Genomic DNA, 21,191 nt, shown 5'->3' on the forward strand with positions numbered 1-21,191 from the left:
GATGACCTCCCCGACCCCGCCCGTTGCCGCGAAAGTTCCACAAGAGCGCACCCATCACGGTCACACGTTCGTCGACGACTACGAGTGGCTGCGCGACAAGGACAACCCCGAGGTGATCGCGTACCTCGAAGCCGAGAACGCGTACACCTCGGCGCAGACCGCGCATCTGGCACCGGTGCGGGAGTCGATCTTCGAGGAGATCAAGTCGCGGACACAGGAGACCGACATGTCGGTCCCCACCCGCATGGGTGAGTGGTGGTACTACGCCCGCACGGTCGAGGGCAAGCAGTACGGAATCCAGTGCCGGTGCCCCATCACCGACCCGGACGACTGGACGCCGCCGGAGGTCGCAGCGGGCACCGAACTGCCCGGCGAACAGGTGCTGCTCGACGGCAACGTGGAGTCCGAGGGGCACGACTTCTTCTCGGTCGGCGCGTTCTCGCTCAGCCATGACGGCACGCTGCTCGCGTACTCGACCGATGTGGTGGGCGACGAGCGGTACACGCTCAAATTCAAGGACCTCACCACCGGCGAACTCCTCCCCGACGAGATCCCCGGCACCGCGCCCGGCGCCACGTGGGCACTCGACCACAGTCACATCTTCTATCAGACGGTCGACGAGTCCTGGCGCCCCGACACCGTGTGGCGGCATCGGCTCGGAACCGCCGTCGACGATGATGTGAAAGTCTTCCACGAGCCCGACGAGCGGTACTGGGTGTCGATCGGCGCCACGCGCAGCGAGAAGTACCTCATGATCTGGGTGGGATCGAAGATCACCACCGAGGGCTGGGTTCTCGAATCCGACAATCCCACAGGTCAGTTCCGCGTACTGCTGCCGCGACGTGAAGGTGTCGAGTACGGCGCCGAGCATGCCGTCGTCGGAGGCCAGGATCGGTTCCTGGTGCTGCACAACGACGTCGACCCCCGCACCGGCGAGAAGGCGGAGAACTTCGTCCTCGCGGAAGCCCCCGTCGACGACCCCTCGGCGCTGCGCACGCTGATCGAGCACCGCAAGGACGTGCGGCTCGAAGATGTCGAGGCGTTCGAAGGACACATCGTGCTGAGTTACCGCCGCGAAGCGCTCACCCGGCTCGCGGTATGGCCGCTCAACGCCGACGGATACGGCGACCTCCACGAACTCGAATTCGACGAAGAACTGTTCGCCGTCGGTCCGGGCGGAAACCCCGAGTGGAAGCAGCCGTTGCTCCGACTCGGATTCACCTCGTTCATCACTCCGACCCGTGTCTACGAGTACGCCGTGGGCACAGGGGAGTTGTTGCTACGCAAGTCGCAGCCCGTGCTCGGCGACTTCGATCCGTCGCGCTACGAACAGCGACGTGAGTGGGCGACGGCCGACGACGGAACGAAGATCCCGATCTCGATCGTCGCGAAGAAGGGCACACCCGCGAACGCTCCGGCCCTGCTGTACGGGTACGGCTCGTACGAGGCCAGCATCGACCCGGGGTTCTCGGTCGCGCGACTGTCGCTGCTCGACCGCGGCATGGTCTTCGCGGTCGCGCATGTGCGCGGCGGCGGCGAGATGGGCAGGCACTGGTACGAGCACGGTAAGTCGCTCACCAAGAAGAACACCTTCACCGATTTCGTCGCGTGCGCGCGACATCTCGTCGACACGGGTGTCACGAGCCCCGATCGGCTCGTCGCGGACGGCGGCAGTGCGGGCGGATTGCTGATGGGTGCGGTCGCAAACATCGCACCCGAGCTCTTCGAGGGCATCCTCGCGAATGTGCCCTTCGTCGATCCGCTGACCTCGATCCTCGATCCGTCACTGCCGCTGACGGTGATCGAATGGGACGAGTGGGGCAACCCTCTCGCGAATCCTGAGGTGTACGAGTACATGCGCTCGTACAGCCCGTATGAGAACGTCGAAGCGAAGGATTACCCGGCGATCCTCGCGATCACGAGCATCAACGACACCCGCGTGCTGTACGTCGAACCCGCCAAGTGGGTCGCGAAGCTGCGCGCGACGAAGACGGGCGAGTCGCCGTTGCTGCTCAAGACCGAGATGAGCGCCGGCCACGGTGGTGTGTCGGGCCGGTACGAGAAGTGGCGTGAGGTCGCATTCGAGTTCGCATGGGTGCTCGATACCTCCGGCGCCCTTCGCGCGTGAGGAGGTTCCTGCGACCGAGCTGCAGGTGACACCGTTTCGGTAGAACACCGACTAGGCACCCACGATGCCCTCCGGATGTACGCCCTCCAAGGCGCGCACCCGGAGGGCATCGTCCGTTCTCCGGCCGCTCGACGTGCCGCGCCGGACCTACCTCTGTACCGATCGACCTTAGGTAGGTTAGGCTCCCATTACTGATACCGGTCGAGGGGAGGGTTGTGTCTACAGGGCGTGTCCAGGTTCTGCACGTGAGTCCCGGTTCATGTTGTGCCGGTGAAATATTCGTGCACAGAGACGCCCGTGTATCCGCACTCCACCCACGACGAACCCGCTTCTGCGCGCGCACGAAGACTGGGGTCAGGCCACCCGCAGCGCTGTGCGCTGCGCAGGCTCGACGTATCGACCGACGCTGACTGACATACCGACCGCTCGGAGCCGCCGCGACTCGATGGCTCCGTCATGGGCCAGGAGAGCCGAGTACATGCGACTACCAGTCTTCTTCGAAGCGCCTGCGTCACCGCTGCGCACCGAACACATAGAGGTCACGGAATCCACGACTCCGCGGGAGCTGACGCTGCGAACGATGTTCGCTGCGAAGCGGTACACGGTCCCCGGTGGCCTCCTGCTGATCGTCCATCAGCTGTGCGGAGCTCTCGTTCCGGTCATCATGGGTGTGGCCATCGACCGTGCGATCAGCCCGAACGACGCGGGTCAGCTGGTGCTGTGGGTTGCCGTGCTCGCCGTCGACTTCGCGCTCGTGTCGTTCACCTTCCGGTTCGGATCCCGCGTCGGATTTCTCGGCATGCAATCGATCCAGCACCAGGTGCGCACGAGGATCACCGACCGGATCCTCGACGCACGAGGTATGGGCGGCCCCCGGCGCCAGCCCGGAATGCTGTTGAGCATTGCGACATCCGACGCACGGCAGCTCGCCATGGCCGTCGCGATCGTCATCTATCCTCTCGGTGAATTCGCTGCTGTGGTCTTCTCGGCATTGATTCTGCTCTTCATCTCGTGGCCGCTCGGACTCGCAATCCTGGTGGCAGCGCCGCTGATGCTGTGGGTCATGGACCGTGCAGGTTCGCCGTTGCGCAGACGGAGCATGCAGGAACAGCAGGTGGCAGGGGAAGCTGCCGGCACCGCCGCGGATCTCGTGGGCGGCTTCAGGATCGTCAAGGGCCTTGGCGCGGAACACGAGGCAGGACGCCGATACCTGGATGCCAGCGAACGCGCGCTGCAGGGCACCCTCAAGGCGAACGTCGCGCGCGGGGGCTACCTGGGGTCGATGGAGATCGTCACCGGACTGTTCATCGCCGGAGTCGCGATCGCTGCCGGAGTGATGGCGGTCGGCGGTGAGCTCACCATCGGCCAACTCATCACCGTGGTGGCAGTGACCCAGTTCGTGATGGGCCCCCTCCAGGCGTTCGCAGCGAACTTCGGTGCCATCTGGGCTCAGGCATTGGCCTCGGCGGAACGCGTACTGATGGTGCTGCAGGCGCCGTACTCGAACGAAGACACTGCTGCCGCGCGTGCTCCGCACGGCTTCGAACTGCGATTCGACGGCGTGACGTGCGGTACCGCGACCGAGATCGATCGCCGTATCTCCGAAGGGGAGTTCATCGCCGTCGACACGGATGCGGCCACCACCTCCGCGTTCGCCGACGTACTTACCGGACTGGTGAATCCGGACGCCGGGGTGATTACCGTCGGCGGAGTGGACGTCCGCGACCTGCCCCATGACTCTCGCGCAAGGACCCTGCTGGTCGCCCCGCACGAAAGCGATCTCTTCGAGGGAACGATCGGCGAGAACATCGCCGCAACGGACGATGTCACCGACGACGCCGTGGCCCGCGCCGTATTTGCAGCGGCCTGCGACGATGTGGTGGCGGCGCTTCCCGACGGCCTGACTACCGATGTCGGAGAGGCCGGACGACTGCTGTCGGGTGGGCAGCGTCAGCGTGTGTCGCTGGCACGGGCCCTCGCAGCGAACCCGGACATCCTCGTCCTGCTCGACCCGACGACTGCCGTCGACTCGGTGACGGAAGCGACCGTCGCCGAGCGTATCGCGGTTGCACGGGCCGGAAAGACCACTGTCGTGTTCACCTCGTCGCCGGCGTTGTTGGCGGCAGCATCGAGCGTGTGGCGTATCGACGCTGCCGCAGACGAGGCAGCCGAACCGCACACCCCCGCCGAGATGGTGGGAAGCGATATCGATTCGACGCTGATGGAGCCTTCACGATGACCACCCAGTCGATTTCCGAATCAGCGAGATTCCCGATCGCCGAGGCGCGAGCGGTGTGGCACGAGGTTCGTCGCGCGCTGCAGGGGCAGCACCTCCGCCTGGTCGCAGTCGTGGCGACCATGGTCGTCGGAGCTGCGCTCGGTCTCGTTCCGCCGTGGGCACTCGGCCGCATGGTCGATGCCGTCATCGACGGAGGCGGGACAGGGCGGATCTGGCTGCTCGGTGCCGCCATGATCGGCGCGGCGCTTGCGTTCGCCGGATTCACCGCGCTCGGAGTCATCCTGTCGTCCAGGCTTTTCGAGACAATTCTGGCGAGACTGCGCGAGCGAATGTTCACGACTAGTCTCTCGTTGCCGCTCGAACGTGTCGAGGCGGCAGGCAGCGGTGATCTCGTATCGCGAGCCACGGATGATGTCGAAGAGGTGTCCCGAGCGATCAGCACGGTGATGCCTGCACTGTCGACATCGTTGTTCACGGTGCTGCTCACCGCAGTGGGGCTGACCGCCCTGGACTGGCGGTTCCTCGCGGTGCTCGTGGTGGCCCTCCCGATCTACGTGCTCGCGGTCCGCTGGTATCTGAGCCAGGCGCCGGCGATCTACGCGGCCGAACGGGCCGCGATGGGGCTTCGAGCACAACAGGTGCTGGGCGGGGTGCGCGGACTGCGCACGGTTCACGCGTACGACCTGTCGCCCAGGCTGGCAGATCGCATCGGATCCCACTCGTGGGAAGTCGTCCGCTGGTCGATGCGTGCCCGCATCGTGCAGAACCGGTTCTACGGCCGGCTCAACACCGGCCAGTTCATTGTGATGGCAGGCCTTCTCGTGGCCGGATTTCTCCTGGTGGGGTCCGATGCACTGACCGTGGGAGCCACGACGACGGCAATGCTGCTCTTCCTCAGGCTGTTCGCCCCGATCGACGACCTTCTCCTCGTCATCGACGAGTTGCAGTCGGCACTCGCATCGCTCGCACGGATCGTCGGTGTGATCGAGGTCCGTACGGCGAAGGAGAGCGAGGGACAGGACGGTGACGACCGGGCTGCCGAATCCCGTACGCCTCGGCTTCCGTCGCGCGGTGCGCTCGCAGTGCGGAACGTGACGTTCGGCTACACACCCGGACGAGAGATCATCCGCGGTATCGATCTCGATGTCGCACCCGGCGAAACCGTTGCGGTCGTTGGGCCTTCGGGAGCCGGGAAGTCGACACTGGCGGCACTGCTCGCCGGGGTCCGGACGCCCGACTCCGGCGCCATCCGGTTCGGTGGCGTCGACATCCTGGATGTACCGGAGTCCGAGCGCGCGCAGCGGATCACGCTGGTCACACAGGAAGTGCATGTCTTCGCCGGATCGTTGCGCGATGATCTGGCTCTGGCGAACCCGAACGCCGACGACGCTGCCATGGAGGCGGCGTTGCGGACCGTGCTCGCCGGCGACTGGTTCGAACTGCTTCCCGACGGACTCGACACGGTCGTAGGGGACGCCGGCCATCAGCTCACACCCATGCAGGCCCAGCAGCTCGCATTGGCTCGGCTGGTGCTTGCCGACCCGCCGATGGTGATTCTCGACGAGGCCACCGCGGATGCCGGGAGCGCCGGTGCCTCGCTGCTCGAGCGTGCCGCCCGTGCAGCACTCGCCGGGCGCAGCGCACTCGTCGTTGCGCATCGACTGGGGCAGACGCGGGATGCGGACCGAATTCTCCTGGTGGACAATGGGACAGTTGTGGAATCGGGCAGCCATGAGCAGTTGATCGCACGTGGCGGCCGCTACTGCGAACTGTGGGATGCATGGAGCATGCATCGGCAGTGACCGTGAACGCGAATATGGAAAAGCGGGCCGGCGAGCACTTTCCCGCTGCAGACCGATCCGAGAGGGACCCGATGGCACCACCGAAGCTATCCGTCGACACCAGCACGCCCATCGCACCGCTCCGCCTCGACGGGGTGGTGGACTACCCGGCCGAGTTCGCCGCGCAGTACCGCGAGAAGGGCTACTGGATCGGACAGACACATTCGGCGCTCCTGGCCGGTACGGTCGCTGCCCATCCGGACCGGCCGGCGGTCGTGGATCCGCGGCGTTCGTTGTCCTACGCCGAACTCTCGGAGCGAGTGCAGATCATCGCGGGTGAATTCGCGGCCCGAGGACTCGGCCGCGGCGACCGCGTGATCGTCCACATGCCGAACACCGTCGAGTACGTCGAAGTCGTGTTCGCGCTGTTCGAAATCGGTGCGTTGCCGGTGTTCGCGCTGGCCGCGCACCGCTCCGCCGAGATCCGCCAGTTCTGCACGGCCGCAACGGCCCGCGGGTACGTCACCGTCGACAAGTTCGGTCTCACGTCGTACGGGGACCTCGCAACCGAGATCGATACCGACTTCCCCGATGTCTCGACCTTCGTGATCCCGATCGGTGACGAATCGTGGGCAACCGGCCCACCCCTGCCGCGCGTCGACCGCTCACTGCCGTCGGACGTGGCGTTCCTCCAGCTCTCGGGAGGCACCACCGGTACACCGAAACTTATTCCGCGCACTCACGACGACTACCTGTACTCGGTGCGTGAGAGCGCGCGGATCTGCCAGATCGACAGCTCCTCGGTGATGCTTGCGGTACTGCCGATCTCGCACAACTTCACGATGAGCTCGCCGGGGCTGCTGGGAATGATCGCCGTAGGTGGCCTCGTGGTGATGGCCCCGGACCCCAGCCCGGATACCTGCTTGCGGTTGATCGAGGAACACGCGGTCACCCATGCGGCGCTCGTACCGCCGGTGCTGATCGCGTGGCTGAATTCATCGGCGCGCCACGATCGTGATATCTCGTCGCTCTCCTCGCTGTGGGTGGGGGGCGCGAAGCTACCGGAGGAGGCGGCCCGCCGGGTCGCCCCGGAGCTCGGGTGCTCCCTGACGCAGGTGTTCGGCATGGCCGAAGGACTGGTCAACTACACACGCCCCGATGACGACGAGGAGACAGTCACCACCACCCAGGGTCGTCCCATCTCTCCCGACGACGAAGTGCGGGTCGTCGACGACGCGGGCGCGCCGGTGGCCGACGGCGTGGCGGGGCACCTGCAGACGCGTGGACCGTACACGATCCGCGGCTATTTCCGGGCGCCGAAGCACAACCGGACGTCGTTCACCGCCGACGGGTTCTACGCCACCGGCGACATCGTGGTCCGCGACCCCCGCGGATACCTCACGGTCGTGGGCCGCAGCAAGGATCAAATCAATCGCGGCGGCGAGAAGATCGCGCCGGCGATGGTGGAGAACCATCTGCTGGCACACCACGAGATCCACGACGTATCCGTCGTAGGTATTCCCGATGAGGCTCTGGGCGAACGCATCTGTGCGTACGTGATCCGGCGCGATCCGAACTCCGCGACACCCACCGCGTCCCAGCTACGCGCATTTCTGCGGACCGAACGGCAGGTGGCGGCGTACACGATCCCGGATCGCTTCGAGTTCGTCACCGAGTTTCCCACCACGTCGGTAGGCAAGATCGACAAGAAAAGTCAGGGATCATGACACTCACCGAAGGGCACCCGGCCCCGACCACTGCCGCCGCGACTGCCACACCCACGCTGATGCCGCTCACCGGCGCGCAACTCGGGATCTGGAACGCGCAACGACTCGAACCGGATTCGCCGTACTACCTCGTGGGTGAAGTACTCGAGATCGACGGCTCCGCGGCAGGCGTGGAGATAGATCTGCCGGTGCTCATCGCGGAGATCTCGGAGACCGTCGCCGAGGCCGAGACGATGAGGTTGCGATTCGTCGACACCGATGACGGACCCCGCCAGTGGATCGCCCCCGAACAGACGTTGTCGATCCCCGTCCTCGACCTCGGCGACGAGAAGGATCCGCTCGCGGCAGCACACGAGGCCGTAACCCGCATCCGCGCCGACGCAGCCTGCGCTGCCCGGGACATGGAGGAGCGAGAACTTTTCACTTACACGCTGCTCCGCTTGTCGTCCACGCAGGTGTGGTGCGTTCAGCTGTACCACCACTTGATCGTCGACGGGTACTCCGCGGCGATGATCTCCCGTCGGCTGGCGACTCGCTACACCGCTGCAGTGACGGGAAAGCGGCTTCGCCCGAACACTTTCGGTTCGATCTCCGAGGTCGTCACCGAGGATGTGGAGTACCGGGACTCCGAACAGGCGTCGCTGGACCGTGCCTACTGGACAGCGCGTCTCGATCCACTGCCCGAGTTACACGGCCGCCGCGGGGGAGCCGATCTCGGATCGGCAGCACAGACACATTCTGCTCGGGCGATCCTCGATGCCGAGGTTATGGAGCAGCTGAAACAGATCGCTGCAGAGAGCGGATGCACGTGGGCGGACGTACTGATCGGTGCCTACGTGGGATTCGTTGCCCGGCTGCACGGGACCGCCGACGTCGTGCTGGCGCTGCCCGTCATGGTGCGCACCACGCGCACCGCACTCACGACACCGTCGATGGCGGTCAACGTGCTGCCGCTGCGCGTCTCGGTGTCCCTGTCCGATGACATCTCGATGCTGGGGTCGTCGGCCGCGACCGCTCTGAGTGAGCTACGTGAGCACCAACGCTACCGCGGCGAGGATCTCGTACGTGATCTGGCCGCGCCCGGAGCGGGTGCCGTCCTGCACGGGGTGGGAATCAACCTCAAGGCCTTCGATTTCGATCTGAACTTCGCCGGAGCAGTCGGAACCCTGCGCAACGTCGCGGGCGGGCCGCCGGAGGAACTGGGTCTGACAGCGACACCCATCGACGGCGGGCGCATGATGCTCGGGTTCGAAGTCGACGCCCGGATCGTGTCCGAGGCCGAGGTGAACGCCCGGGCCGAAAGCCTGGCCGGGCTCATCCGCGCACTGTGCGCGCCCGAGCGACCGTCGCTCGGCACGGTGGGTCTGCGCTCCCGCGGTCTCGACGAGAAGTGGAGTCCCGCTGCGCTTCCGCAGGCCGGTGCCCGCTCGGTCGCCGACATGTTCGCGGACATGGCAGCCGCGCACCCCGACGACGTCGTGCTCTCCGATTCCGACAACCACGTGACGGCAGCAGATCTCGCATCGCGCACGTACCGTCTTGCACGCCTGATCCGCTCCCGCGGAGTGGGCCCCGACGACATCGTGGCGATTGCCCTGCCACGGACCACGGACATCGTCGCCTGCATCTTCGCGGTCTGGGAAGCCGGCGCCGCCTACGTCGTACTGGATCCGGCGTACCCCACCGAACGACTCAACGGCCTCGTCGAACTTGCCCGCCCCTCGCTGCTGCTGTGCGCAGGGGAACCGCCGGTGACGAACGCGGCATGCGAGACGATCCGGCTGGGGACGGAAGAGACCGAATCCGAACTGGACTCACTTCCCGACGCACGACTGCGCGACGGCGAGCGGGCAGCCACCCCGCACCCCGACGACGCCGCCTACGTACTGTTCACCTCGGGTTCGACAGGGACGCCGAAGGGTGTCGTCGTCCGCTCAGGAGGGCTCGCGCATCTCGTGCATCGTCAACGCGACACGGTGCACGCGGATGCTCGCGCGCGAGCCGGGGGACGTCAACTGCACGTCGCCCACACCACCTCGTTCGCGTTCGACGCCTCCCTCGATCCGCTGATGTGGATCGTCGGCGGTCACCATATTCATCTGTACGGCAGTGATATTCAGCGCGATGCCGATCTGCAGATCGAAAAGTTCACCCATGATGCGATCGACGTCGTCGACACGACCCCGTCGATGGCGGCGTTCCTCGTCGAAGCGGGACTGATCCCGACTTCGTTCGCGACCGACACGGGCCACCGGGTCGATACGATCGTCGTCGGTGGTGAAGCGCTGCCCTCCGCACTCGCCGAGCAACTCGGACGGAGTCCGGCCCGCGCCTACAACATGTACGGGCCCACCGAAGCCACGGTCGATGCGATCGCGGCCGACGTGACCGGCCCCGACGTCTACATCGGTATGCCCTTGGAAGGCACCGCGGCCTATCTCCTCGACGCGGCACTGCATCCCGTTCTGGATGGGGAGGCCGGTGAGCTGTACCTGTCCGGCCCCCAACTTGCACGCGGCTACCTCGATCGGCCCGGGATCACCGCGGACCGATTTGTGGCGGACCCCTTCGATGCGTCGGGTGGGCGGATGTACCGCACCGGCGATCTCGCCTGCTGGAACCCCGAGACCGGCTTCGAATACCGTGGCCGCGTCGACGACCAGGTCAAGATCCGCGGCCACCGGGTGGAGCTTCGTGAAGTCGAAGCTGCTCTGGCACAGGCAAGTTCGGTCACCTCATCGGTCGCAGTCGTGCACGGGGCAGGTGCCTTCGCGAAGCTCGTCGGATACGTCGTGTCCGACGACGCCGCACTGTCCGGCGACGACGTCCGGCGTGAGCTGCTGACCAGGGTCCCGGATCACCTGGTGCCGTCCGTGGTCGTGGTCCTGGACGAGCTGCCGGTGACGGTCAACGGCAAGATCGACCGGAAGCAACTGCCGGATCCTTCCAGTCTCGCATCCGCGCGGGGCGACTCCGGTCGCGAGCCCGGCACGCCTGCGGAATACGCTTTGTGCGCAGTCGTAGCCGAGGTGCTGGGCGCGGAATCCGTGTCGCTCGACGCCGACCTGTTCACGCTCGGCGGCGACAGCATCGGTGCCATCAGCATCAGCAGCCGGCTACGCGCGCACGGACTGGCCCTCACCCCCAAGGAACTGCTGTCCGGCCGAGACCTCGCCACACTCGCGGCACTCGCACGTGAACTGGTCGACGACGCCGCGGCACTGATCGACGACACCGGGATCGGGCGGGCGCCGACGACGCCGATCATGCGCAACGTCCTGCGGAGCGACTCGATCGAGTCGGTGTCGTCGTACGCGCAGTGGACGGCCGTCGACATCGACGGCCACATCGACGGTGAGGCGCTGGCAGCTGCGGTACAGACACTGCGGGAGCGGCATCCGGCCCTGCGGATGATCGTCCGCGACGACGACTCCGTGGACATTCCCGCCGCTACCACCGCGCCCGTGACGATCGGAGAGCGCGGGCCGGTCTCCGCAGTCGACTTCGTGCGCGAGGTCGCCTCCTGGGCCCGGGACAGCGCCGAAGAACTGGCACCGCGTGCGGGCGATCTGCTGCGGGTGAGCATCGTTCGTATGACGGACGGCAACGATCGGTTGCTCGTCGTGATCCACCACTTCGCCGTCGACGCGGTGTCCTGGAGCACTCTGCTGACCGATCTTGTGGCGGCCTACCGCGGTCGTGCACTCCCGACGACGGCGAGCGAATCGTGGCTGCACCGCGCGAGGGATCTCGCCGCCCGTGGTGCCGTGCACCGCTACGTCGACGAGAAGGCGATGTGGTGTGAAGTTCTGGAGACGGGCTCGCAGGTGCTCGTCGAGTCCGACCTCCGGCCCGGCATCGATACCCATTCGACCGCGCAGGTGACTCGAACGAACACGACAGCCGCGGTCGGCACCGCGGTCGTCGACACCCTGTGCGCGATGTACCGGGCACGACCCGACGAGGTGCTGCTCGCGGCACTGACCGTCGCGATGCGCGCCTACCGGGGAACAGCAACAGGCGATTTCCCGGTCCTGGCGGAAGGGCACGGCCGCGACGCGGACTCGGGTTCGGACCGTGGATCGACCGTCGGCTGGTTCACCACCGAATATCCGGTGTCCGTGCCTGCCGCATTCGTCGACACCGACGAGCGCCTGGCCGAAGCGTTGGGCGGGGGACGCGTCGTCGCCGAGATCCTGCACGAGGTCAAGGCCCGCCGCCGCGCGGGACGCGACAACGGGATCGGCTACGGCGTCCTGCGATTCCTGGACGACGCCGGTGCGGCCCTCAGCGAGCTGTCCGCGCCCCAGATCGTGCTCAACTACCTCGGAAAGCCCGCCGGAATGTCGGGTCCGGATTGGCGCACGATTGCCGGTGACGCATTCGGCGTGGTGGAGCCGGGCACCCGCACGCTCACCGAGATCCTGGCGATCAATGCGTTCGTCCACGACGACCCCGCGGGGCCGGTGCTGTCCATCGAATGGACCGCCGCCGGTGCACTTCTCGACGGATCGGCGGTCGCGGAGCTGCAGCGATGCTTCGACGAGGCATTGAGCGGTTTCGCCGCCCACGCTGCTCTGCATCCCGGAGGGTTGAGCGCCGCCGACTGCGATGACGTCGTCGTCACGCAGCGCCAGATCTCCTTCCTCGAATCGATCACCGGACCGCTCGCCGAGATCCTGCCGCTCTCCCCGCTGCAGGAAGGGTTGCTCGCGCATGCTGCTCGCTTCACCGAACACGACCCGTACGTCCTGACCGCGGTCGTCGACCTCGCGGGTGAGCTCGACACCGACCGGTTACGTGCCGCATTCTCGGCCGTCGTCGCCCGTCACCGGAACCTGGCCGCCGGATTCCATTTCGACGGTGTCGATGAGCCTGTCGCGACGATCCCTCAGGTGATCGAGATTCCGTGGCGGGTCTCCGATCTTCGGGATCTGCCGGAGAGCGCAGCCGCTGCGGCCGCCGCACAGACCCGGCTGCGTGCTGCGGAGCGGATCTTCGACGTGCAGCGGGGACCTCTCCTGGCGGGGCATGTGCTCCGGCTCCCCGGTGGGCAGACGCAACTGATACTCAATGCGCACCACCTCGTGACCGACGGCTGGTCGACGCCGATCGTGTTGCGCGAACTGGTGTACGTCTACAACCACGGCACGGCCGGTTTGCCGCCCGCTCCCGACTATGCCGACTTCCTGCGGTGGCTGAGCCGCCTCGACCGTGCTGAACTGCGCGGAGCCTGGCGCCGCCGTCTGGCCGGGCTGACGGAGCCCACACTGGTCGCCCGCGGCGAGGGCGCCGGGGAGCATCCGGTGGCAACCGAGGTCGCGGTGGACGACACGCTCGGGCAGCAACTTGCGGAGGTTGCGCGCGCGAACGGGCTCACTGTCAACACCGTCGTGCAAGGTGCGTGGAGTGCCGTTCTGTGCGCGCTCGTCGACAACGACGACGTCGTGTTCGGCACGACCGTGTCCGGCCGGCCCGCCGACCTCGAACGGGTCGAGACGATGGTGGGCCTGTTCAGCAACACCGTTCCGGTGCGCATGCGGATGGATCATCGTCCGTTGCGGGACGTGCTGCAGGCCGGCCAACGAGACCAGTACGACCTCGGCGATGCGGAACACCTGCCGCTGTCGGAGATCGAATCCTGCAGCAACGTACGTGGCGGCACGGGTCTGTTCGACACCCTGGTGGTGTTCGAAAACTATCCTGCGCGATTCGGCGCGAACCCGGACGACTCCGCCGACTCGACGCACATCCTCGGCATCGGCAACATCAGTACGACGCAGTACCCGCTGTCGCTGCTCGCACCGCCCGGCGACCGGTTCCGGCTCGTGGTCGACCACGACCCTGCCGTGGTGGACACGACGACCGCGTCGAAGGTCGTCGAGGCGCTCCCGACCGTCATCGCGGACATGATCTCGAACCTGGACCGTCCTGCGTCCGAGTTCGTTCCGCGTGCGATCGGCGTCCTGCCGCCGCGGGCCGTCGCCGCCCGCGTACCGTCGTCCGGTGGTACCGCACTGCCGCACCTCGTCGATACTGTGACCGCGCAACTGGGTGAGGTACTCGAGACCACTCTGCTCCCCGACGACGACTTCTTCGATCGTGGCGGGCATTCGCTGGTCGCGATGCGCGCGGTCAGCGGTCTGCGACGGCACGGCATCGTCGTCTCCGTCGCCGACATCTTCGCGGCGCGCACGGCCCGGGCACTCGCCGCGCGCGCACAGGCTTCCCCGGCAGCCCCCGTTGTGGATGCATCCGAGCCGGACGACATCTCCCGTGAACCGGTGTTGTCGTCCGCGCAGGAGCGGCTGTGGATCCTGCACCGACTGGATGAGCAGTCCCGTGCACACGACGTCCCCGTCGTACTCGCACTGTCGGACACTCCGGACACGGCGGCGCTGCGCGCTGCGTGGCGAGACCTGTTGGCGCACTTCCCGATCCTGAGGACCTGTTATCCCGCGGGGCCCGACGGTAACCCTGAGGTGCGAGTGCTGCCCGAGTCGGCGATCCCGGAACTGCGGGACCGCAGCACGGAACTCGACCTCGACTCCGCTGTGCGCCAGGACATCTCGGACCCGGATTCGGTTTTCGATCTGACATCCGCGGTGCCTGCACGGGCCACCGTGCTTCGCGGACCCGGATGGGCAGCGCTCGTCATCGTGATCCACCACATCGCAGTGGACGGCGCGTCGGTGCCGATCCTGCTCGACACCCTGGCTCAGGCCTACCGGGATCGGCTGACGGGCCGCACTCCGCAGCTGGCCTCTGTCGCACCCGATTTCGCTGAGTTCGCTCGGGCAGACCGAGTCCGGACAGCTTCGGCGGACGCCGAACGGTCGTTGGCGCACTGGGAACGACGGCTCGCCGCTCTTCCCTCCGAACTCGAGCTGCCTGCCGACCGGCCCCGCTCCCGGCATGCGACGCACCGGTCGGTCGATGCAGTGCGGCTGCTCGACAGCGCGATGGCGGACGCACTGAAACACGCAACCGTCCGGCACGGAGTGTCGGTGCTGATGCTTCTCGAGGCTGCAGTCGCATTGACGTGGCAGCGATTCGGAGCGGGCAGCGACATTCCACTCGGCACAACGGTATCCGACCGGGAACTTCTCGCGGACGGGCGATTCCGGGACACCGTCGGATACCTGGTGAACACCGCCGTGCACCGGATCGACCTCGCCGGCAATCCGACACCCGGACAGGTGCTCGACCGCGTGCGCGCCGTCGGGCTCGACGCGCTCGAACACCAGCACGTGCCGTTCGATCGTGTCGTCGACGCGGTCGCACCGGAACGCGCCGCGGGACGTCACCCGTTGTTCCAGACGATGGTCGGACACGAAATCCTCGGTGCGCCGATCGAACTGGGTGACGTCACGGCCACCCCCGTCGAACCGATCGATCCGCCTGCGCGCATGGATATCTCCGTCTGGCTCCGTGAGAGCGGAACGGCGACCGAGATCCGTCTGGGCGCCGCCGCCGATCTGTTCGATGCGGACGCGATCGCCCACATGGCCGACGAACTCCTCGTCACGCTCACCCACATCGTCGAGCGGCCGGACCGGCCGATCTCGGCGCTCGGCAGTGTCGATGCCCACGACGGTCCGATGCGCGAGCATGCACCGCAGTCGGTGGTCCAGCGGTTCCTGACCCAGGTCGGGGAACGACCCGATGCCCCCGCGATCGTCGTGGACGGGAAGGAGACCAGCTATCGCGAGGCCGGTGCCCGCGTCGATGTGCTCGCCCGCGAGCTGACTGCGCGCGGAGTACGTGCGGGGTCGGTGGTCGGGGTCGCGGTCGGCAGGGACGCCGGTCTGCCACTGGCGTTGCTCGCGGTGCTGCGATGCGGTGCCGCCTACCTGCCGCTGGATGTCGACTATCCACGCGATCGTCTGCAGTACATGCTCGACGATGCACGTCCGGTCTGCGTGCTGGTGTCGGCGGCGACCGCCGACGACGTCGGATGGATGGACCTCCCCGCGCTGCGGGTCGACGCTGCAGGCATGGAGATTCGGACAGAGGTCGTGCTGCCGGAGGTCCCCGTCGCCGACGACGGACTCGCCTACATCATCCACACGTCGGGGACGACCGGAAAACCCAAGGGGGTCATGGTCACCTCGGCCAACCTCGCGGCGTTCGCGGATGCCACGGGCCGGCTGGGCTGGATCGGCAGTGACGATCGGGTGATGGCGGTGACCACCGTGTCGTTCGACATCGCGGTGCTGGAGCTGATGTGTCCGTTGGCGCTCGGCGCGTCCGTGGTGGTGGCTCCGCGCTCGTCGGTGGTCGATCCCGAGAAGCTGGCCGCGCTGATCGAGGCGTCCGGTGCCACGGTCGTGCAGGCGACCCCGTCGCTGTGGCGACTGCTCCTGACCGTGCCCGGCGTGCGGGCGGCGCGTGCCCTGATCGGTGGTGAAGCGGTCCCCGCCGAACTGGCCGATCAACTGACCACGGTCAGCGACGAGGTCTGGAATGTGTACGGCCCCACGGAAGCCACGGTGTGGGCCACGACGGACCGCCTCACCGCGGGTGCGCCGGTCACGATCGGTGGACCGTGGATCGACGTGCGGGCCACTGTTCTCGACGACCTCCTCCGTGAGGTTCCCGAAAGTGCGTTCGGTGAGCTGTACCTGGGGGGTGCCCAGATCGCTCGCGGGTACCTCAACCGACCGGGGCTGACCGCGACCCGATTCGTCGCCGACCCGCGGCGCCCGGGGGAGCGGTTGTACCGGACGGGCGATGCGGTGCGCAGACGCCGCGGCCGTATCCAGTACCTGCGGCGCACCGACGACCAGGTGAAGGTGCGCGGGTTCCGTATCGAGCTCGGCGAGGTCGAGACTGCGCTGCGCGCGTTGCCCGAGGTCACCGACGCGGCCGCGAAGGTGGCTGCGATCGCGGATGGATCTTCCCGGCTCTTCGGGTACGTCGTCGTCCGTAACGGCATCTCGGCCGATCCTGTCCGGATGCGGCAGGCACTGGTGGAGTCGCTGCCGGATCAGTTCGTGCCGCAGTCGATCACTGTCGTGGAGTCCCTGCCACGCACGTTGAACGGCAAGCTCGACCGTGCGGGTCTGCCTGCGCCGGCGATCACCGCCCCGCCGAGCGGAACGTTGCCGGGTACCGGCGACCGGACATCGGGATCGATCGCCGAGGCTCTCGCTGCAGCAGCCCGCGACGTCCTCGGAACCCAGATCGACATGGGATCGAACTTCTTCGCTCTCGGTGGGGACAGTATCGCCGCAGTACGGTTCGTGGCAGCGGCGTCCGGCCGCGGGGTGCGCATCGCCGTGGCCGACGTGTTCGAGTGCGACACCCTGGACGAACTCGTGGACCGTGCAGTTCGGATGTCGACCGGAGACGATGCACCGCACACGCGTGCCGAGCTCGTCGAGATGGACGATACGGCCCGAGCACGTGTGGACGCCGAGTACCCGGGGTGGCAACAGGTTCTGCCGCTGACCCCGTTGCAGCGGGGAATGTACTTCCAGTCCGTGAGTGGCGGGCGCGGCGCCGCGGACAACTATCACGTGCAGCACCGCTTCACCTTCGCGGAACCCGCCGACCGTCGGGCATTGGCCGCTGCGTTGGCGGCTATCGTTCTCCGGTACCCGAATCTCGGTGCGGCATTTACGCATTCGATGTTCGCAGAACCGGTGTCGGTCATCGGAACGGTGACGATCGACATAGAAGAGAAGCAGTCCGAATCCCTCGTCGGCCTCGATGACGTCGCTGCCGACGAGTTCGCTCGTCCCTTCGCGCTCGACCACGCACCACTGGTGCGCGCGGTGCTCGTCACGGCGCCGGATTCGGCCGGGCAGCTGATCGTGACCCAGCACCATCTCCTGTCCGATGCGTGGTCGCAGGGAGTTCTGTTCACCGAACTGTTCACGCTCTACGGTGTCGCGAAGATGCTCGTCGGCCTGTACCCGGCGGACTCGGCAGGTGATTCCGAGGTGGCGTCGGCGCTGCAGCGTGTGCTGGTTCCGGCGGCGGACTTCACCGATCATCTGCGTCATCTGGCCGGACTCGATGCGGACGTCGCTGCGAAGGCCTGGGCACTCCACCTGGCCGATCTCGACGAACCGACGCTGATCGCACCGAACGCGGCCCCCGGCACGATGTCGCTGCCCAACCGCGTCACACAGCGGCTCGACGACTCGGTGCGCGACGAGATCGTCGCGTTTGCCGCAGAGAACGGTGTCACGGTGTCGACCGTGATGTCACTCGCGTGGGCACTGACCCTGCGCCGACTGACCGGACGCGACGATGTGGTCTTCGGATCGACGGTGTCAGGACGCGACCCGCTCGTGCCGGATGTCGATCGTATGGTCGGGCTGACACTGAACACCGTGCCGGTCCGGGTTCACCTGCGTTCGTCCATGACCTTGGTGGATACGCTGCGCCGGTTGTTCGTCGATCAGGGTGCTCTGATCGAACACCACCATGCAGGCCTCGGCGAGATCGCCCGGGCCGCAGGGTTCGGGGTGCTGTTCGACACGCTGGTGGTGTTCCGCAACGTCGGAGGTGACGCGGCGCGAGTCGGTGTGTTCGAACGCGCGGGGATCTCGGTGGCGGAGGCGACGGACTCGACCCACTACGCGATCACTGTCGACATCGACCCGCGCAGCCGCAGCGGCGCCATGGAAGTGACGATCGAGAACCGGCCCGATCTCGTCGACGACGAGGCCGCCGCGTCCCTGCTCGCCGACCTCACGGGCATGATCACGGAAATTGCGGGCGCTCGGGCGCGGATCGCTACCACGGTGGCAGAGACCGGGCGTGCGTACGCGGAGCTCGAACGCACCGCGCTTACCGCGCCCCGCGAACCGATACCTCTGCCCGGTGCGGCACAGGGCAGCATCGACACGTTGCTGTCCGAACGCGCCGCCGCCACCCCGGACTCGCCGGCACTGACCTGTGGTGCCGAGACGTTCACTGCCGGTGAGTTCGACAGCCGGGTGACCGCGCTTGCTCGGCACCTGGTGGCGACCGGAGTCGGGGCCGGCGACCTCGTCGCCCTGATGTTGCCGCGGATCGCCGATCACGTCGTGGCGATCTTCGCGGTGATGCGCGCGGGTGCCGCGTATCTTCCGCTCGATCTCGCGCATCCGAGTTCGCGACTGCGGGAGATCGTGCTCGACAGCGGTGCCAGGACGGTCGTCACGGCCGACGCCCGCACCGAACGGGTCGCCGAGGTGGTGGCCGAGCTACCGGGGGTCGGCGTCGTCGACCTCGCCGACCAGGAGATCGCCGAGGTCCTGTCGGGAGTTCGTCCCGCACCGGACGTGCCGACGCACCGTATCGGTGGGCCCATCCATCCGGATCAACCCGCCTATGTCATCTACACATCGGGCTCGACGGGTAAGCCGAAGGGTGTGCAGGTCGGTCACCGCGGTCTGACCACGATGTACCACAACCATCGTGACGAGATCTTCCGCGGCACGGAGAGCATCGTCGACGGCAGGCAGTTGCGGATCGCACACACCGTGTCGTTCTCCTTCGACATGTCGTGGGAGGAACTGTTCTGGCTGCTGGCAGGTCATCACGTGCATGTCATCGACGAGGAGGCCAGGTCCGATCCGCGTTCGCTGGTGCAGCACTATCGGACCGTCGGAATCGACGTGGTGAACGTGACGCCGTCGTACGCGCGCGAACTGATCGCTGCCGGCCTGCTCGACGACGAGCGGGCCCCGAAGCTGGTGATGCTCGGTGGTGAGGCCGTCCCACAAGAATTGTGGAGCAGGCTGCGAGACCAGGTAGGCATCGACGGTTACGACCTCTACGGACCGACCGAATTCACCATCAACGCGATGGGATCGGCCGTCGCGGACAGTGCGACCCCGTGCCTCGGCACACCGATCCGCAATGCCTGTGCGCGCGTACTCGATTCCGGGCTGCGTCCGGTCGCCGTCGGGGCGTCCGGTGAGCTCTACATGTCCGGTGACGGTGTGGCGCACGGATATCGCGGCCGGTACGGGCAGACCGCGTCGCTGTTCGTGGCGGATCCGTTCGCGGCCGGAGAGCGGATGTACCGCACAGGCGATCTCGTCCGTTACCTCGACGGAGGGCGGCTGGAGTATCTCGGGCGAGTCGATCGGCAGGTCAAGATCCGGGGTATCCGCATCGAACTCGGCGAGATCGAGTCGGCACTCGAGGCGCTGCCGGGTGTGGCGCGGGCCGCCGCGACGGTCCTGTCGACCGGCAACGCGTCGCGACTGATCGGGTACGTCGTGGCCGACGGTGCACACACGGAGAGCGAACTGCGTGCACAATTACGCGACACGGTTCCGGCGCATCTCGTTCCGGCGCAGATCGTGCGAGTGGACACCATCCCCCTCACGGTCAACGGCAAGCTCGACCGGGCGGCCCTGCCCGAACCGCCGCGCCGCAACGTCGCGGATTCGCTTCGCACGCCGACACAGTGGATCGTGGCCGCCGTGTACTGCGACCTGCTCGGGTTGGACGAAGTGGGCGCAGACGACGGTTTCGTCGACTGTGGTGGAGACTCGCTGGCAGCGATGCGACTGGTCTCGCGGCTCGAACGCGACACCTCCGTCCGCGTGGATGTCGCGGAGTTGCTCGACCGCCAGACCGTCGAGGCAGTGGCCGAACTCGTCGACGCCCGCCGGGGCGGCGATGCCGACGATGCGACGAGAGACGTTATCCGCTTCGGCCGCAGCGGAACCGGAGAGCCCCTGTTCTGCATCCATCCGGCCGGAGGCTTCGCGTGGCAGTTCGCGTCGCTGGCCTCGATGCTCGACCGTCCCGTCGTCGGACTGCAGCTTCCCGCGCACGACCGTCCCGAGTCGTTCGACGACCTCGTCGCACACCACCTGCGGGCAGTGCGGCGCGAACAGCCGCGAGGACCGTACCGCCTGCTCGGATACTCGTTCGGTGGAACGCTCGCACACGCGATCGCGGCGGTGCTGACGGAGGAAGGTGACGTCGTCGACTTCGTCGGGCTGGTGGACAGTGAACCACTCGACGGGCGCAGCACCGATGTGCCGGCAGCACGCGCGTCCGGACTCCCGTCGGAACTGGCCGCCGACATCGCCGAGAACTTCGCATACACCGCGACTCTGCTGGATACGGCGAAGGCGCCGGTGTACTCGGGGACCCTCACGCTGTTCGAGGCCCAGCGGTCGAGGCCACCGGTCTGCTTTGCCGACCGGTGGGAGCGAATCCACGCTGGGACACTCGTGGTCCATTCCGTGGACGCAGATCACGACGGCATCGCGACGGCTGCCGGGTGGCGGCAGATCCTGCCCTCGCTCGAGGAATGATCCAGTTCGCGCCAGGGTCTCGGGCGATACGAAGAAACA

At 67.1% G+C, this 21,191-nt stretch carries 5 protein-coding genes; all 5 read left to right on the top strand.

Translation table 11 applies throughout. The features are described 5' to 3' along the window. The first annotated feature begins 1 nt into the window (after position 1). Positions 2 to 2,128 (top strand): S9 family peptidase, encoded by a 2,127-nt coding sequence (locus tag ACSYG9_RS14025; protein ID WP_440123149.1) that lies wholly within the window; start codon positions 2 to 4, stop codon positions 2,126 to 2,128. Between the two features lie 478 nt (positions 2,129 to 2,606). Then, the gene (locus tag ACSYG9_RS14030; protein ID WP_454838762.1) at positions 2,607 to 4,367 is read left to right on the top strand and encodes an ABC transporter ATP-binding protein; all 1,761 of its coding nucleotides are present in this window, start codon (positions 2,607 to 2,609) and stop codon (positions 4,365 to 4,367) included. Then, positions 4,364 to 6,169 (top strand): ABC transporter ATP-binding protein, encoded by a 1,806-nt coding sequence (locus ACSYG9_RS14035; protein ID WP_454838763.1) that lies wholly within the window; start codon positions 4,364 to 4,366, stop codon positions 6,167 to 6,169. Before ACSYG9_RS14030 ends, ACSYG9_RS14035 begins: the two co-directional genes overlap by 4 nt. Before the next feature lie 71 nt (positions 6,170 to 6,240). Continuing rightward, positions 6,241 to 7,875 (top strand): (2,3-dihydroxybenzoyl)adenylate synthase, encoded by a 1,635-nt coding sequence (locus tag ACSYG9_RS14040; RefSeq protein WP_454842956.1) that lies wholly within the window; start codon positions 6,241 to 6,243, stop codon positions 7,873 to 7,875. Next, positions 7,872 to 21,152, top strand: coding sequence for an amino acid adenylation domain-containing protein (locus tag ACSYG9_RS14045; RefSeq protein WP_454838765.1), 13,281 nt, complete (start codon positions 7,872 to 7,874; stop codon positions 21,150 to 21,152). Before ACSYG9_RS14040 ends, ACSYG9_RS14045 begins: the two co-directional genes overlap by 4 nt. Positions 21,153 to 21,191: the final 39 nt, after the last annotated feature.

It is taken from the genome of Rhodococcus sp. SJ-2 (assembly GCF_053750035.1).

Coding starts and splice junctions, on each gene's coding strand:
- ACSYG9_RS14025 (WP_440123149.1), top strand. CDS start 2: ATGACCTCCCCGACCCCGCCCGTTGCCGCGAAAGTTCCACAAGAGCGC.
- ACSYG9_RS14030 (WP_454838762.1), top strand. CDS start 2,607: ATGCGACTACCAGTCTTCTTCGAAGCGCCTGCGTCACCGCTGCGCACC.
- ACSYG9_RS14045 (WP_454838765.1), top strand. CDS start 7,872: ATGACACTCACCGAAGGGCACCCGGCCCCGACCACTGCCGCCGCGACT.
- ACSYG9_RS14040 (WP_454842956.1), top strand. CDS start 6,241: ATGGCACCACCGAAGCTATCCGTCGACACCAGCACGCCCATCGCACCG.
- ACSYG9_RS14035 (WP_454838763.1), top strand. CDS start 4,364: ATGACCACCCAGTCGATTTCCGAATCAGCGAGATTCCCGATCGCCGAG.